The organism is Thermogemmatispora aurantia, from assembly GCF_008974285.1.
Taxonomy (GTDB): domain Bacteria; phylum Chloroflexota; class Ktedonobacteria; order Ktedonobacterales; family Ktedonobacteraceae; genus Thermogemmatispora; species Thermogemmatispora aurantia.
In genome coordinates this window covers 109071-125642 of sequence record NZ_BKZV01000003.1, presented here as the reverse complement: position 1 = coordinate 125642, position 16572 = coordinate 109071, and the positions used below count along the sequence as shown (strand labels likewise).

The 16572-nt window shown below is 61.4% G+C and carries 12 protein-coding genes; 5 read left to right on the top strand and 7 right to left on the bottom strand.

Annotated features, from left to right (window positions below; genetic code table 11):
* The gene (locus tag KTAU_RS10240; protein ID WP_170293203.1) at nt 1-735 is read right to left on the bottom strand and encodes a GntR family transcriptional regulator; all 735 of its coding nucleotides are present in this window, start codon (nt 733-735) and stop codon (nt 1-3) included.
* Nucleotides 736-1007: 272 nt separating this feature from the next.
* Between KTAU_RS10240 and KTAU_RS10235 the strand changes: the two genes are divergently transcribed.
* Nucleotides 1008-1373: an HU family DNA-binding protein gene (locus KTAU_RS10235; RefSeq protein ID WP_052889087.1), complete on the top strand. Its 366-nt coding sequence runs from the start codon at nt 1008-1010 to the stop codon at nt 1371-1373.
* A gap of 517 nt (nt 1374-1890) precedes the next feature.
* Here KTAU_RS10235 and KTAU_RS10230 read toward each other — a convergent pair.
* From KTAU_RS10230 to KTAU_RS10215, 4 genes are all read right to left on the bottom strand, one after another.
* Nucleotides 1891-2760, bottom strand: a complete 870-nt coding sequence (locus KTAU_RS10230) for a hypothetical protein (protein WP_151728303.1) — start codon at nt 2758-2760, stop codon at nt 1891-1893.
* Nucleotides 2761-3333: 573 nt separating this feature from the next.
* Complete coding sequence (locus tag KTAU_RS10225) at nt 3334-4323, bottom strand: RluA family pseudouridine synthase (protein ID WP_151728302.1); 990 nt, start codon at nt 4321-4323, stop codon at nt 3334-3336.
* Between the two features lie 47 nt (nt 4324-4370).
* Nucleotides 4371-4997 carry a signal peptidase II gene (lspA, locus tag KTAU_RS10220; protein ID WP_151728301.1) on the bottom strand — a complete coding sequence of 209 codons (627 nt, stop codon included), beginning with the start codon at nt 4995-4997 and terminating at the stop codon, nt 4371-4373.
* A gap of 327 nt (nt 4998-5324) precedes the next feature.
* A complete protein-coding gene (locus KTAU_RS10215; protein WP_151728300.1) occupies nt 5325-5684 on the bottom strand; it encodes a TraR/DksA family transcriptional regulator in 360 nt (119 codons plus the stop codon).
* An 804-nt stretch (nt 5685-6488) separates the two neighbouring features.
* Between KTAU_RS10215 and glgB the strand changes: the two genes are divergently transcribed.
* Together glgB and KTAU_RS10205 are read left to right on the top strand one after the other, a co-directional pair.
* Nucleotides 6489-8522: a 1,4-alpha-glucan branching protein GlgB gene (glgB, locus tag KTAU_RS10210; RefSeq protein WP_151728299.1), complete on the top strand. Its 2034-nt coding sequence runs from the start codon at nt 6489-6491 to the stop codon at nt 8520-8522.
* 48 nt (nt 8523-8570) lie between these two features.
* Complete coding sequence (locus KTAU_RS10205) at nt 8571-9482, top strand: LOG family protein (protein WP_151728298.1); 912 nt, start codon at nt 8571-8573, stop codon at nt 9480-9482.
* A 51-nt stretch (nt 9483-9533) separates the two neighbouring features.
* Here KTAU_RS10205 and KTAU_RS10200 read toward each other — a convergent pair whose 3' ends face one another.
* Nucleotides 9534-10586: an EamA family transporter gene (locus KTAU_RS10200; protein WP_170293202.1), complete on the bottom strand. Its 1053-nt coding sequence runs from the start codon at nt 10584-10586 to the stop codon at nt 9534-9536.
* A 149-nt stretch (nt 10587-10735) separates the two neighbouring features.
* Nucleotides 10736-11881, bottom strand: coding sequence for a class II histone deacetylase (locus KTAU_RS10195; protein WP_151728296.1), 1146 nt, complete (start codon nt 11879-11881; stop codon nt 10736-10738).
* A 519-nt stretch (nt 11882-12400) separates the two neighbouring features.
* Between KTAU_RS10195 and KTAU_RS10190 the strand changes: the two genes are divergently transcribed.
* On the top strand, nt 12401-13984 hold the full coding sequence (locus KTAU_RS10190) for a serine/threonine protein kinase (protein ID WP_151728295.1): 1584 nt from the start codon (nt 12401-12403) through the stop codon (nt 13982-13984).
* Nucleotides 13985-14372: 388 nt separating this feature from the next.
* Complete coding sequence (locus KTAU_RS10185) at nt 14373-16568, top strand: methyl-accepting chemotaxis protein (RefSeq protein ID WP_170293201.1); 2196 nt, start codon at nt 14373-14375, stop codon at nt 16566-16568.
* The last annotated feature ends 4 nt before the right edge of the window (nt 16569-16572 follow it).

The following is a 16572-nucleotide window of genomic DNA, read 5'->3' as shown; positions in this document are numbered from 1 at the left end:
CTACCTCCGCGGTCGCTCGTTCTGGTTCAGATCAAAGGTCATATAGAGGCGGAAATGCGACGGGTCCAGCAAACTGATAACATGCTCGATCACCAGCCCCTCGTGATCACGTGTTACTCGCCGGCTCAGCAAGAACGCCTCCCCAATCGCCTTCCCTAGAAGATGGGCCTCCTCCGTGCGCAGGCGCGTTACCTCTACCCACTCTTCTCCAGTCGCAGGTACTAGCCCTAGACGCCCCGTCAGCGCCTCCATCAGCGACTCATGGGCGAAATCGATATCCAAGAGGGCACTCGTCTGCGCCGTCAGCGGAATACGGCTGCGCTCTAGCGAGATGGGCTCACACCCTTCTAGCAGGCGCAGGCGGTCCAGGGCAATGAAACGCTCCGCCTCTACCTGCAGGCGCTCCCGCAGCTCGGGTTCGACCACCGCCCCAAAGTAGAGCACGCGCGTCGTCACCTGCGCCCCCTGACGCATCAGTGCTCGCGACCAGCCCTGACTCCAGTCCAGAGGCCGATGATCAAAGGTGATATAGCTGCCTGAGCCAGCCCGCGTCTGAATAAGCTGTTTGCGCGCTAACTCCGCCAGCGCTTGCCGCACGGTCATGCGACTGACGCCAAAGCGCCGCGCTAGCTCGTACTCACCCGGTAGCCGCTGGCCCGTTGGCAGGCGTCCGCTGCGGATCTCTTCCTCAAGGGCAGCACAGATTTGCAAATAGGCTCTATTCTGTCTAGACATCTTGTAGACAAGTTTAACCATCCCTGTCTAGCATGTCAAGGGGAATGCTAGGAGCTTTCTCCTGCGGTATTTGGTGAGGCTCTGTATAGTGGAAATGGATGGTAACACCATTCCCATACATAATGCGGCAGCATGGTGAGTCGCTGAGAGACCCAAGACGCTCACCGAAACCGGGAACGTGTGTTGCGTCAAGAAGCGTTGTGAAGGGGCGCCCAGCGGCGCAATGGCCTTCAGCAGCGCCATTTCGTTAGCACAAGGAGGGAATAACCGATATGACCACTGTCTCGTCTGAAAAGCACCATAGTGTCATTGGCAAGGACGAGCTGATTCACCAGACGGCGGCCAGGGCCGGCCTCAGCCTCAAGGAGACGGGCAAAGTGATCGATGCCTTCACCGAAGTCGTGCGCGAGGAACTGGCTCGTGGGCACGAGGTCCGTCTGATGGGCTTCGGCACCTGGAGCCTGCGCACCGTTGCTCCGCGCAAAGTCAAATCCATCCGTGGGGGGCAGCAGATTACTATTCCCGCGCGCAAACGAGTCGGCTTCTCCGTGGGGGCTGTCCTGGCCCAGGCGGCCAGGGGGCAGCAAGGACGAGCGCATGGGGAGAGCGAGCGGCAGGGAGAGCGGCGGCACCACTAGTGCGCTCTCCCTCCCCTCCCGCGGTTCTCCTGAGCTTGTCTCCCCTGCAATATCGCCAGGAGAAACGCTGGCTCTCTGGGTCTCGCTATCAGCCTGATTGGCCAGACAGCTAATCCACCCCTACGCGAGGCTGTCAGGAGTGTATTCACGAGTCGGCGAGTCCGGTTCCGCTGCAGCCGACTGGATTGACTGACCCTGGGCCGACGAGCCTGTGCCCCACGGTTAGTCAGGGTCAGTGTACCAGCGCACATACCGAAAGGGAGGGCCTGCAACTGAGCTGACAGGATGATGCGCCGGCCTGGCACTGCGCCAGCGCGGCACCTCTGGCTGAGTAGAGCCAAGTCGAAGGCAGCGTCCAGGCCCGTACCCAGGGACGAAGGGACTGGCTGCCGCGAGCTGCTCCTTGCTCTCCACCACCAGCAGCTCGCGACAGTAGTCCCTTCCTTCTCATTCCTTACGCGGCTCCTCCAAACTCCAGGAGGGAGCCGCTCTTTCGTTCGCCGGCGCTCGTCCCTGGCTAGAGATTCGGATGGCGTTCCAGGTATTGGAGCACAGCGGGTCGCTCATCAGGGCGCAGCGGACGGAAGGCGCTGCCATCGTTGATGAAGACCAGACGCGTCCCCTGAAAGTGCACCAGCATATCCGGCTTGTGATCTCCGTTGACATCGGCGAAGCTCAGGGTCACCGGCACCAGACTGGCGTCTGGGTCATAGAGCTGGGGACCGCTATAGATGCGGGCATGGGCCGGATCGCCTCCTGGCAGCTCAATGATCTCGATGTGGCCGTTCAAATTGAGCGCAATGAAGTGGCTTGGGATACCCGCCGCTTCATTGTGGCCCACAAAGGCATCGATCTGAAAGGTTCGCGGGCGCCCGTAGCGTAGATCATCCAGGGTCGTCTGTCCCCACGAGATCAGCGGCAGCAACAGGCACCAGAGGAGGAGCATGCAGAGCATGCCCAACCCAAGATACAGCAACGGATGAGCCTGGAACCAGCGGCGCGTCTGTGGCGGTCGCCCACCTGCCGTCTTTCCCTCTCGCGCTGGCGCAGCGCCTGCGGTCTGGCCCCGCTGCCCTCCAGGAGTGCCCGTCGTGGGGCGATCCGCTGTCAGGGTGGCACGTGATCTGCTTGTGGTCCGGCCCGCCCCCCTCAGCGGGCGCTTCAGCCCAGTCTGGCCTTCTCCCTTTATCTCGACCCGTCTCCACTCCGCGATCTCTTCGGAAGCCACGTCGGCCAGCGTCGGGCGTGGACGCGAGGCCCGCTGCGCCACCGGCTCTACTGACTCCACCGATCCCGCTGCTCGCTCCGACCCGCTCTCCGATTGCAGAGGACGATGACGCAGGGCACTCTTCGGAGTGAGCCTGTCGGTCGCTTCAAGTACAGGCATGGCCTGGTTCTCCTTTCGTCTCGTCAAGCGTCAGTCTCTCAGCCAAGCTCGCACTGTCCTTTGCAGTGCTTCAGAAATAGCGACAGCGGTCGGAGCACTCGTGTTGGCTTCCGCCTGTCGTCTCCTCTCTCCTTCTCCTGCCAGGGTAACATAGAACATATGTTCTAGTCAAGAGGGAGGAGAAGAGCTTCCTACAAGCGATGAACCGGAGGAACAAGAATACGAGCTAGCGCTGTGTGCGTCTCATCGAGCTGGTGTGCAGAGCAAGGCATGTGCTCGCGGCTCGCGGCTCCAGACGAGGAGCTGCCGCCGAGGTGCTGCCGTTGGAAGCGAACACGTTACGCATAGGCAAAGTGAAGAATGAGATAGCCGCTCGCTCTACGAGCAGCGCTGGACTCACTTCACTGGCCTGACCTGGCCTGCCGTTGCTTCCCTCACCTGCGAGGGGGGCAGGCTCCCTTTGCTGAGGATAGTGTAGCATCCCCCCCTGGTTTTTGCCAGGGGCCTATAAGCAACTTTCCCGGAGGTGAAATGAAGAGGGTGAGGCCGCTTGGCAAGCGGAATGAACTGCGATTAGAGCAACTCCTCTCGCTCCAGAACGGCCTGCAGATCAGCGGGAAGTGGGGCCTCTAGCTTGAGCGTTGTCCCCGTGACTGGATGGGGCAGGACAAGCTGGGCGGCGTGCAGAAACTGGCGTGTCAGGCCAGGCAGGCGGTGATTACTGGGCCCGTAGACCGGGTCGCCTGCCACGGGGTAGCCGATGGCCTTCAGGTGCACGCGAATCTGATGAGTACGGCCCGTCTCCGGCTCGACCGACAGGAGCGTATGCCGGGCGAAACGACGCACGACCCGGAAATGAGTCCGCGCCTCACGGCTATGGTGGGCGGTCACGGTCATCAGCTGGCGGTTGCGTGGGTCGCGCCCAATGGGGGCCTCGATCGTCCCCTGGTCAAGCGGCACCTGGCCCACTACCAGAGCGAGATAGCGCTTGTGGATCTGGCGTCGTTGCATCATATCGGCCAGGGCCGTCAGGGCCTGCTGATGCTTGGCCACCAGAAGTAACCCCGAAGTATCCTTATCCAGGCGATGTACCAGGCCAGGGCGTTCCCCACTGCCGACCTCGCGCAGCTGGGGACGATAGGCCAGCAAGGCATTGACCAACGTATCCTCCTCGTGGCCAGGGGCAGGATGCACCACCATCCCGGCAGCCTTGTTGACCACCAGCAGATCATCGTCTTCGTAGACAATCTCCAGGGGCAGGGCACGCGGCGCCACCTCCGTCACGCGCTGGGGCAGCTGCCAGAGGACCTCGACCACATCACCGGCCCGCAGCGCATAGCCCGCCTTCTCGCGCTCTCCATTGACGAGCACTGCTCCCTCTTCGATCAGACGCTGCACCGCTGCTCGTGAGAGCGGCGCTAGCAGCTGCTGTACAAAACGATCCAGGCGCTGGCCAGCCTCTGCAGGGCCAACCTCGTATCTGCGCACTTCATTGCGAGATTCTGCTGACACGGCTTCTTGTCCTGACTGAGGGCAATAAAATGTGGATTCGGGGGCTGACATGCTCCTTCCTTATGCTCCCTCCCCGTTAAGCGTCTAGGGACATGGTTCTAGCGATGAGAATTAGCCGGGGGCTGTCCCGGGCGTAGCGTTGGCGAGGTCGCCGTCTGCTCCGTTGGCGCCCGCTCGATCTCCGCCGTCGTCCCCCGCCTGGGGGACTGTTCAGCTGAGCCAGAGGTCCGCGGTAGAGCGCCTGTGACCATCAGCAGGAGAAGCAGGATCACCCCCACCGTGATGGCCGAATCAGCCAGATTAAAGACGGCGAACCGAAAACCAATCTGGGGAATGCGGAAGAGGATAAAGTCAACCACGTAGCCGCCATGCCGCACACGATCGATGAGGTTGCCGACTGCCCCGCCAATGATCAGGCCGAAGACCAGCTTGTAGCTCAGTGGTCCTGAATTCAAGCCGCGTAGATAGAGCGTGATGACAACCGCTACTGCCACGGCAATCAGTCCCGCCAGCACTACACTGTTGGCAAAGAGGCCGAAGGCCGCTCCACTATTGCGGGTATAATAGAGGGACAGATATTCACCCAGCAGCGGGACCACGCGCCCACTGTCGGGAGGACTCAGATAGCGAACCACTAGCGCCTTGGTCCACTGGTCAAGAGCGACAACGAGGACCATTACTAGCAGGGCTAGCAGATCATACAGACGTGCGCGACGCGCGCTCACTGCTCCTCGTTCTTCCTTTCTCTCTCGCTCGTTCCAACTGGTTCGTCGGTCTTCCGACGTTCAGGAGACCCTGCCCTCCTCCGCCTCTGCTGATCGGACCGGCGCCTCTCTCGCCGACCTTTCTTTTCTTTGTATGCGCGTTCACGAGGGCTATTGTATTGTAACCGATTTTCTTTCCCTTGAAAAGGAGCGGCCCGCGAGCAGGCTACAGCCATCCTGCCTGGGCCGCTCCCTCCGGTCATGACATCCCCCGGCTGCCCAGCCATCCCCGCCGGACTGCCGGTCTGAGAGGATGGAGCGTTGCTGCGCTGCTAATCCGCGCCGGGCTTAGCCGGCAAAGCTCTCGCGGCCAGCCTGGCGCTGAGATTCGCACTGTACATCCCGCGCTGCCCACGGAATGGCCTCCAGACGTTTCTCAGGAATGGGGCGTCCGCAACTTACACACAGCCCGTAGGTCCCTTCCTCAATGCGGGCCAGCGCCGCCTCGACCTCCGCTAGCAGGGCCTGCTCATTTTCGAGAATCGACTGCTCCTGCTGATAGGTTTGAATCTCGGTTGCCGAGTCCTCATTATCCTGGGGCAACGGCTCCACTGAGGCCGGAGGAGCAGTCAACTGCGCGATGTCCGCCCGCAGCTCGTCACGTTTTGCCTCCAGCAATGCCTTCATCTTTGCCAGGTCGATGCTCATGACTTGGCCTCCTTCGTGATCATGCCATGCTCCTGAAAACCAGCCACCGACCTCTTCACGTCACAAGCTCGCCAACCAGGCGGTACAGACCACCACTCGCTCTTCTGCTTCCGCCTACTCCCGCCCAGACCACCCCAGACAGGCCCACGCCACGCCTTTACTCGTCCACCCTTTTCTCTACAGCCGAGCGGCGCCGACCTCCGCTTGCTTCACCCGATTGACGAGTAGCCGGTTGGCCAGGAGAGACTGGCAAGCTTCTCCATCGATAGCCACTCGCTACCCTCTCCGCCCAACGGCACCCTCCCCGTCCGGAACGGCTGGGCTGGGAGGGACACCTCCGCCGCGTTTCGCGCCTCGCGCGCACTGGCAGCAGCAGTGGCACAAGCGCCGGTCCGCACAGAGGTTGCTGCTTCTGAGCGCGCTCCTTCCTTCTGCCAGTGGTCTCGCCCGGCTACAGCCTGACTGGCCACACTCTAGCGACGAGCTGGCTGGCCAAGCTTCCCTAGCGCATGCCAGCAGCCCTCACATCACCTCACATCACTCTACATCACTCCACATTACTCACATGTCCTCAAATTGTACACCAAATCTCACGGAAGGCAAGTCGGTCTCCCTGGCTTCTGGACCTTGCTCGTCGCATTCGGCAGTCCGGGTTTCCAAGCCTGCTCCGTGATAAGCTGAGCGAAGGAGGGGGAGTTTCTCTCTTGCCTTCTGTGTTATGCTAGAATTGTTCTCTGTGCTCTGGATAAGTCAGCAAGCAGAACGGAGCAGAACCAATCTCGCGCCTGGATGGAATAGAAGGCCATGTCAACAGTCTCTGAGGATGGAGCACATGCCCAGCAGCCGACCAACAGTCAGTCCGTCCCCTCGCTCTTCAGTGAATTTGATCTCTACCTCTTCGGGCAGGGGCGGGAGTATCGTCTCTACGACAAGATGGGCGCCCACCCACGTGTGGTCAATGGGATCAGCGGGGTACACTTCGCTACCTGGGCCCCCAACGCCGAGTCTGTCTCTGTCATCGGAGACTTCAACGGCTGGAATCGCTCCGCTCACCCGATGCAGCTCCGTCATCGTGAGCTGGGCGTCTGGGAGTGCTTTATTCCCGGCGTACAAGTGGGCGCACTCTACAAATACGCGATCGTTTCGCGGGTGAATCACCAGGTGCTGGAGAAGGCCGATCCTTACGCCTTTGCCGCTGAGCTGCGCCCTGCTACTGCCAGCATCGTCACCGACCTGCGTCGCTACCGCTGGCACGATGAGGAGTGGCTGCTCCAGCGAGCGGCCCGCCAGCAGCTCTCCGCTCCTCTGTCGATCTACGAGGTGCATCTAGGCTCCTGGCGCCATGTCCCCGAGCGCCATCGCCTCGGGGCCATCGAGGAAGATCGCTTTTTGACCTACCGTGAGCTGGCTCACGCCCTGGCCGCCTACGTCAAGGATCTGGGCTTCACCCATGTCGAGCTGCTCCCTATTGCGGAGCATCCATATGATGGCTCCTGGGGTTATCAGGTGACTGGCTACTACGCTCCCACCAGTCGCTACGGCAGCCCGGAGGATTTCCAGTACTTTGTCGACTATCTCCATCAGCAGGGCATCGGCGTCATTCTCGATTGGGTGCCGTCTCACTTCCCCACGGATGCCCACGGCCTGAGCCTCTTCGATGGCACCCACCTCTATGAGTACGCCGACCCCCGCAAGGGAGAGCACCGCGAGTGGGGCACGCTGGTCTTCGACTACGGTCGCAGCGAGGTGCGCAATTTCTTGATCGCCAACGCTCTCTTCTGGTTGCGCGAATACCATATCGATGGGTTGCGCGTCGACGCCGTGGCCTCAATGCTCTACCTGGACTATATGCGCGGTCCCGGTGAGTGGGTCCCGAATCGCTACGGCGGACGTGAGCACCTGGAGGCCATCGATTTCTTGCGCCAACTCAATGAGGCGGTCTATGCCGAGGAGCTGGGTGCTCTGACTATCGCCGAGGAGTCTACTGCCTGGCCGCTGGTTTCGCGCCCCACCTATGTCGGAGGACTGGGCTTCAGCATGAAGTGGAATATGGGCTGGATGCATGATATGCTCGAATATATGCGTCTTGACCCTATCTATCGCCGCTATCATCACAATAATATCACGTTCTCTCTGACATACGCTTTCTCCGAAAACTTCGTGCTGCCGCTCTCTCACGATGAGGTGGTCCATATGAAGGGGTCGCTCTTGACCAAGATGCCGGGCGACCTCTGGCAGCGTTTTGCCAACCTGCGTGCCTTCTTAGGCTACATGTGGGGGCATCCGGGCAAGAAACTGCTCTTTATGGGCGGCGAGTTCGGCCAGTGGCGCGAGTGGAACTATCGTGAGAGCCTCGACTGGCATCTGCTGGAGCCGCCCAGCGATCCTCACCACGCCCAGCTGCGCGACTTCGTTCGCGACCTGAATCGTCTCCTCCTGCAGGAGCCAGCCTTGAGCATGCTGGATTGTGAGCCGGAGGGGTTCGCCTGGATCGACTGCCACGATAGCGAGAACAGCGTGATCTCTTTTCAACGTCGCAGTCGGCGCCCAGAAGAAACGCTCATCTTCATCTGTAACTTCACGCCGGTGCCACGCTTCGGCTATCGCGTCGGGGCTCCCTTGGCCGGCGAGTACTACGAGGTGCTCAATAGCGATGATTTGCGCTACGGTGGCAGCGGCCTCGGCAATCCTCAGCCGCTTCCCAGCGCGCCGATCGCCTGGCAGTCCTGCCCGCAGTCAATCGTGTTGACGTTGCCACCGCTCTCCACCATTGTCTTAAAGTGGCGCCCCTTCGGCTCGCCCTCCACACTGGCCGCCGGCAGCCAGTCTGGCGAATAATCAGAACAATAAGCAGAGGGACTGCACTATTCGTGAGGAAGAAGGACGATGAGTCGCAATCATAATCATACACCGTCGCCGCATCAGTCGTCGAAAGGCAACCAGTTTAACCATCGGAGTCGCAAGGGGGCAGAGCGCTTCCGCTCGTTCCAGAGCAAGCGCCGGCCTCTGACCGAGGATGAACGCCTGCTGACGCGCCCAACGCGCCCGCTGGTGAGTCCATCGGAGCCACCTCCGAGCGAGCAGATCCAGGCCGATGAGCATGCCCTGGAGCGCGCGCTCCACTTTGACTTTACCATCACCGACCCCTGGCGCGTCTTTCGCATCATGAGCGAGTTCGTCAATGGCTTCGACGCGCTGGCCCATATCCCTCCAGCAGTGGCCATCTTCGGCTCGGCTCGCACCCGGCCCAATGATCCCGCCTATGCCGCTGCTGTGGAGACCGCGCGCCTGCTGGCCCAGGCAGGCTTCGCTATCATCACCGGGGGCGGACCAGGGATTATGGAGGCCGCCAATAAGGGAGCTCAGGAGGGAGGCAATCTCTCCATCGGCTGCAACATCGAACTGCCTTTCGAGCAGGCCTCGAACCCCTACCTGGATATCTCAATTGACTTTCGCTACTTCATGGTTCGCAAGACCATGTTCGTGAAATACTCCAACGCCTTCGTGATCTTTCCGGGCGGCTTCGGCACTATGGATGAGTTGTTCGAGGCCCTGACCCTGATTCAGACGCGCAAGGTCAGCCATTTCCCGGTGATCCTCTACGATTCTCGCTACTGGGGCGGTTTACTGCACTGGCTGCACCAGACGATGCTGGCCGAAGGCAAGATTTCTCCAGGCGATGCCGAGCTGCTGCGCGTCTCGGATGATCCCCAGGAGATTTGCCGCCTGGTACGGGAAGCCTACGAGACCTATCGTCAGGAGCGCGAGGACCCGAATCGCGAGAAGTCGATTCGCTGAGTCCTCCCTCACGGCGGCGATTGCTCACCCAGCCTCTTCTGGCCCTCATCCTCATCTCGCTGATCCCGGCTCCTCCTGGCCCTCTTGTCCCTGGCCTACAGCCAGGTCGCGCAGGCATTTCCCCCGACCTGGCTGGCCCCCGGAACCTTCCTCCACTCCGGTTGGCGTCAGCTCCACTGGCGGAAGGGTACCGTTGGCCTGATGACGCAGCTCTTCGTAATGAAGGAGCCCCACGCCGAGTATGACGAGCACCCCTCCGAGAAGCTGGTCAGGAGTCAATGCTTCGCCAAGCCAGACGTAGGCGATGGCACTGCCAGCTACAAGCTCTAACATGGCTGCGATACCCACCCGGCCCGCATCCAGATAGCGCAAGGCCGCCAGCTCGCACAGGAACGGCAGCGCCATACCCAGCACCCCTACTGCTGCCAATGCCGGCCACAGACCCGGCTGCAGGCTAGCGAGCGGTATACGCCACGGCGGCTGCACGAGCAGCCAGAAAAGGGCAGCGACAATTGCCCCCCAGGTCGTCGCGCTCAGAGCCGACAGCTCGCGCCCAACACGTCGCCCCAGCAGCAGGTAGGCAGCAAAGGAGAGGATCGAGAATAACGCGTAGAGCAACCCCAGGCCATCCAAACGCAAGAATTGTTGCTGCCAGGCTCCCGTCACCAGCACAAGACCGCTTCCCGCCAGCAGCAAGGCTCCCAATACTGGCAGGGCCGGCCAGCGACGTCGCCAGAGCGCCTCACCGAGCACCAGCCAGGCCGGGGTGCTGAACTGGATCACCAGGGCAATAGCCACCGGTAGACGGCTAATGGCCATGAAGTAGCTATAGGCCACTGTCGCCATCGCCAGGCCCAAGGCCAGCAGCCAGCCCCAGCTCCGGCGCGGCGGCCAAACTTTTCCGCGCTGGGCCACGCCCAGCAAAACAAACAGGCAGGCCCCCCCGATGAGCATGCGCCACTCCACCAGCGTCAGCGGCGTGAGCGCGCTTTCATCGAACAGCTTGCGTGCGAGGTTCCCATTGAAACCAAAGAGGAGCGAGGCCAGCCCAACCAGCAGATAGCCCCGGAGGCGCCAGCGCCCCTCGCCCTTGCTATTCAACACTCGATGTTCCTTTCTGAACCATGCCATGTCTCGTGAAGCTACCTGACTGCACCCTACTCCCCACCCCACCACTCATCCTCAGCCGTCAGGTCAGGTCGCTCTTGGCCACCCGTCCATCTCTTCGCCAGTCCTTCCCTATTCCATTGCTCTCACAGCGGCCACCATTGACGATGCCAGCGTCGGGCCTCCTCCAGGGCCTGGCGAGTGGCTTGCGTAAAGATGGTCGCACTGCGCTCCAGCTCCCAGGCGCCGGCATAGAGATCGACAATACCCAGGTCAACGCCGAGCAGAGCCTCGACAATGGCCGCAGTGCAATAGGGCACGTAGGCGCGACTGTATCCGCCCTCCTGCAGGGCAACCAGGCGCCCCTCGCAGACTTCATTGGCCAGGCCAGCCACCAGCTCGCTCAGGCGCCGGAACCCCTGACGCGTCATCATCATACGCGCCAGCGGATCAAGCCAGCTCGCATCCTGTCCCGCCGAGATGAGGATCAGCTGCGGGCGATAGCGCAGACCGATCGGCAGCACCAGCTGCTCAAAGGCAGCAATATAGCCGCGGTCACCTGTGCCTGCCGGCAGGGGGATGTTCACAGTGTAGCCTACGCCGGCCCCTCTCCCAACTTGCTCTAACTCACCCGACAGACGGGGATACCAGTCGCGCTGATGCAGCGAAACAAAGAGCACTCCCGGGTCTGCATAGAAAGCCTCCTGGGTTCCGTTGCCGTGGTGAACATCCCAATCGATGATCATCACGCGCTCCAAGCCGTAGGTTCGGCGCGCGTACTCGGCGGCGATCACCGCGTTATTGAAGATACAATAGCCCAGGGCCCGGTTGCGCTCAGCATGGTGACCGGGTGGTCGCAGTAGTGCGTAGACATTGCGTACCTCTCCGTCCATCACAGCCTTCACGGCCTGACAGGCCCCGCCGGCAGCGCAAAAGGCTGCCTCTAGCGAGCCGGCGCTCACCGGTGTATCTTCGTCGATCTCGCCCCAGTCGCCTTGTCGCGGCCCACCCGCAGCGTGGGCTTGCAAGCCGTCAAGATAGGGGCGCGTGTGATAGACGAGCAGCTCCTCCTCTCGGGCAGGCCGCGCACGCAGATGCCGCATACGCCCGAGGAGGCCAGAACGCTCCAGAAACTGCCAGGTGCGCTTGATAATGGCCACGTCCGAGGGATGCGGCTCTGGATCGAGCTGAAAGCTCCCCTCGCGGGTCTGCACAGAGGTTTCGACTCCCGCATCATGGGCTAGAAAGCGCTCGTCGAAGAGCAAGCCGCTGGTCAAGCTCTCCACAGGCATCCGTTCGTTCACTCTACCTTTCAATTCAGGTTCAGAAGGCTCGCCTCCCGGCTGCTTCAGGCAAAGCAGGGCCACCGGGTACGACAGGGACAGTAAGAAATACAGGAGTGTTGTTTTAGCATAGCACGTCCAGGTCGCCTCGGCACCAGCCAATGCACACCTGTTTAGATGAGCTGGCCTGTGGCGGATGCCACCAGGGGCGGTGGACAGCACAGGGCTACAGCAACCGCGATCCAGGGTCCCGGACCAGGTGCTTTCTCCCTGGAGACAGGTTCATCGGTAAGAAAAGGGGAACAGGGGCGTTTGTCTCTCCAGGAGAGCCTCGTAGAACATGGCAACTTGCGCCCGGCTGGGGGTTACTGCCCGCCGGTCCGTCTCTCTCGCAGCCAGCGAGCTAGCCATTGTAGCGTGTGTCCATGACAGTGGCGCGACAGGAGTGTTATAATGCAGCGGGGCCTCATGGGGCGCCGCCTCTCCCTATTCTTAGCCGAGCGATAACTGGAGGAAGAGAGAGCATCTATGATGATCGAAACCATCCCGCCGGGGACGATCATGCGTGGCCAGTACCGCATCGAACGAGCCCTGGGCAGCGGCGGCTTCGGCCATGTCTACCTGGCGGTGGATCTGCGCACGAACCAGCCTTGTGCGGTGAAAGAATACCTGGTCACCGGTGCCAGTGGTCAGGCCCAGCTCCAGCATGAGGCTCGCGTGCTCAGCCGCCTCCACCATCCCCACTTGCCCAGTTTTATCGATGCCTTTAGCGAGCGCGGACGCTACTACGTCGTGTTGAGCTATATCGAAGGGCGCGACCTGACCGAACAGCTGCGTCTGGCCCGCCAGCACGATGAGGCTATTCCTTTGCCTGTGATTCTGGGCTGGCTGCTGGCGGTCTGCGACGCTGTCCAGTTTCTCCATAGCCAGCAACCGCCAGTGATCCATCGCGATATCAAGCCCGACAATATCCGCATCACGTCCGATGGAACTGCCTATCTGGTCGACCTGGGCAACGCTAAGGCGGTGGCTGACGGAGCGCGCACACTCTTCTTCGCCCGCCATCAAGGCACGCCCGGCTATGCTCCGCCCGAACAGTACCCCGGCGGGAGCGGCACCGACCCCCGCTCCGACGTCTACGCCCTGGGAGGGACACTGTATTTCGCCTTGACAATGCAAGAGCCGGCCAGCGTTTCCGCCCGCAATCAGGCGCTCCAGCAGGGACATTCTGGCCTACCTTCGCTTCAGGAGCAGCTGGCTCGCCTGCTGGCAGAGGAGAAGGCGGGTAAATCTTTCCGCTTCGAGGCCGCTCGCCCCACACGCGGCACGCGCATGCCGCGCCATGTGGCTCAGCTCGCTATGCTCCCGCCAGAGATTCTGCAGCGGCTCAACGCCATTATTCAGCGCGCAATGGCACTCAAGCCTACGGAGCGCTATCAGTCGGTGGCAGAGTTCAAGGCCGAGTTGAGACAGGTACTGGAGCAGCTACAGCCAGCGCGTCAGGAGCCGCCCACCCCCACAGCGGAAAGAGGGCGCGCCGTCGATCCACATAAGACGCAGCCGGACCTGCCCCAGCTCTATGAGGATCTGCATCAGGCTCGCACCAGCACCCCCGGCGTCAGCTGTCCAGTCTGCCAGATGCCACTGGCTTCTTCACAGACAGGCTGCCCTCGTTGCGGCTGGACCAGCCTACAGGCCCCAGGCGGCCCGGCTCGTTCGGCACGCTCTGGCAGTCAGGCCAGTCAGGAGCAACCGCAGCGCCTGGTGCTCCCATCGACCCGCGTTCAGGCCGCTCCTTCCGCCCCAGTCGTCAGTGACTCCCAGAGACAGGGAGGACTGATACGCACACGACGTAGACCGTCCCCTGCCTCCACGGCTCCTTCCCCGTCAACCCAGGCGGCCCAATCCCAGGGGTGGCCGCTCTCCTTGCCCGAGAAGGGCCTGAGCCTGCGCACGGCGATCGTGCTGACAGCCATCGCTCTGGCGGTGTTGCTCCTGGTCTTCGTCTTCCTCTTCTTGATTGCTTCCGCTCACAGCGCCGGCAGCCTTCCACCCCCCCTGCCCGGCGCCCTCCTTCTACTAACACTGCCCCCCCTCCCTCTGCGCCGCTGACCCCATCCGCTCCGTCACCAGATCGCCGTTCACCTCGCTCTTCTCCTCGCGCTCGCTGCTCTCTTGCCACGACCCTGTGCCCTGCTCCCAAGACGCGCAGCGCCCATCGCCCGCATGCCTCGCCGGCGAACAAACCTCTCCTTTGCACAGTGAATCGATTTCTGATGTTGTTACGGTACCGGTACCGTAACAACGCAGAGAAGAATGTCAGTAAGAAATTCAGGTGACTAATCAACCATTTAGGAATTCCATGACTACTGATATTGTATACTTAGCTCAACATCACTGGCAGCGTTTGACGTCAATGACCGCGTGTGGTCCTGCGAGCGAACCCGCAAGCGGCAGAGAGAGCGCGACGGAGCCGAGCGCAAGAGAGGAGGCCAGGAAGATGCCGAGATGGATCAGTAACACGCCGATTTCCCTACGGCTCTTTGCCACCTTCGCCTGGGCAACCATCATTCCCTTTATTGCGATTGTTTTCCTCAGCAGCATCTATTTTCATGCCCTGGAGTCGGGAAGGCAAGCTGTCCTGATCAGTAACCAGACCATCAAGATTACCACCACCGAGCTAGCGCGCCTGCAGAGCATGCACGCGCTGCTGGTGGCTCTATTGCCAAGCGTCACCACCAATAGCACCAGCGATGCTACCGTAACGCGTGCAGAAGAGGACGTCATCCTGCAGGTGCTCAGCATCGAAGGGAGCTTCGATGTCGACAGCGTGGCCTATCAAGAACAGTACCAGCTCGCCACTGCCCCGGCGATGGCCGACATCCGGCAGATTCTGCTTGATAATGACCCGCACACCACTATTATCAGTGAGCAACAGCAGCTGCTCGACCTTATTTTGGAGCATCAATGGCCCCAGTACAAGGCCGCCCAGGACGACCTTTTGATCGGCCTCGATACGCGCATGCCTCTGGCCCAGGCAGCCCAGCTCCTGCAGAAGGCTGATCAGCTCTATACACCGCTGTTAGCGAGCTGGCAACGCATTGTAGACATTGCCGAGCGTGTCAACACCGAGGTCGTGCGCGTTGGTCCCTCACAGACCGTCCCCATGTTGATTGGGACCGTGACCGCCATCCCCATCTCCATGCTCTTTGTCTTTACCATTGGCTACCTTGTCAACTTGACGATCAGCCGTCCACTGCGCCAGCTCATCCAGCTCACCCGGCGCATTAGCGCGGGCGATACGATGGCGCGCGCCAGGCTCAGCGGACGTGACGAGATCGCCCGCGTGGCAGCTTCAATGAATACCATGCTCGACACCATTGTCCAATTGATGGAGAATACGCAGCAGCAGCGCGATCTCCTGCAAACGCGCATCGGGAATCTGGCGAGCGAGGTGAAAGGGGTTGGCGAGGGCGATTTGCGCATCCGCGCTGATGTGACCGGCGACGTACTGGGAGTGCTCGCTTCTTCCTTCAATTACATGATCAGCGAGCTGGAGGGCCTGGTGATCCGTATCAAGCAGGTGGCGCGCGAGGTGGAGACCTCGACCCGACTCACGCTGGAACAGATGACTCGCCTCAGCCAGCTCGGGGAATTTCAGATTCAGCAGATCAATGAGGCGGCGAGCGGGGTGGAGCAGATGGCTCTGGCGAGTCAGGAGGTGGCCCAACACGCCCAGATTCTGGAAGGCATCGCTCAAGACACGCAGCGCAGCGCCACTGGTGGGCATCAAGCCACTTGGGACGCGATTAACCGCCTCGGCCACATTCAGTCCCATGTGCAGGCAACGACACAGCGTGTGCGCAGCTTGGGCGAACGTTCACAGGAGATCAACGATATTGTGGAGGTCATCTTCAGCCTGGCTTACCAGACCCATCGCCTCGCCCTCGATTCAGCTATCCAGGCCGCGATGGCCGGCGAGGGACGCAAAGAGTTCGGCGCGGTGGCCGTGCGCATCCGCCGGCTGGCCGAGCAGGCCAAGCTGGAGGCCAATAACATCGCACGCATCGTGCGCAATGCCCAGGAGGATATTGCCGAGGCCGCTACCTCTATGGAGCGTACCCAGCGCGAGACCACTGTGGAAAGCAAGGTTTCTCAGGACATCGAGCGTACCCTGGAAGGTATCTTTGCCACAGTTGAGCGCCAGGCCCGCGACATCGCCGATATCACAAGCCTGGTGACCAGACAGATGGAGCTGGCCACGGCGGCAGTCCAGATTATGCAGTATGTGGCCGATCTGACGCAGACGAACAAGGCCCGCTTGAGCGAGGCGACTCATCATATGCAGCGCCTGGCCTCCCTGGTTGAGCATCTGCGGATCTCCGTCGATGCCTTCAGGGTCTCACGTGAGCAGTCAGCAGCCCCGACAGCGATTGCAAGCGAGCGGCGTAGCTTGACAACGACCGGGTCGATCTCTCCACTTGGCTCAGGCACGCGGCCTGTGAGTGCCCCGCTCAGCCAATCTCAGCCCGGCCTGCTGCCCCTTCCGCCACAGACCCCTTTGCCTCCCAGTGGGGCAGTGACACCTCTGCCGCCGATGGGGCTACCAGGGTCCAGCCCCAATACCCCTTTGCCCTCTTCACAGCTGTGGGTCTCGCAGCCACCGCAAGCTTCCGACGGCGAGTCCTATCAGTAGGATC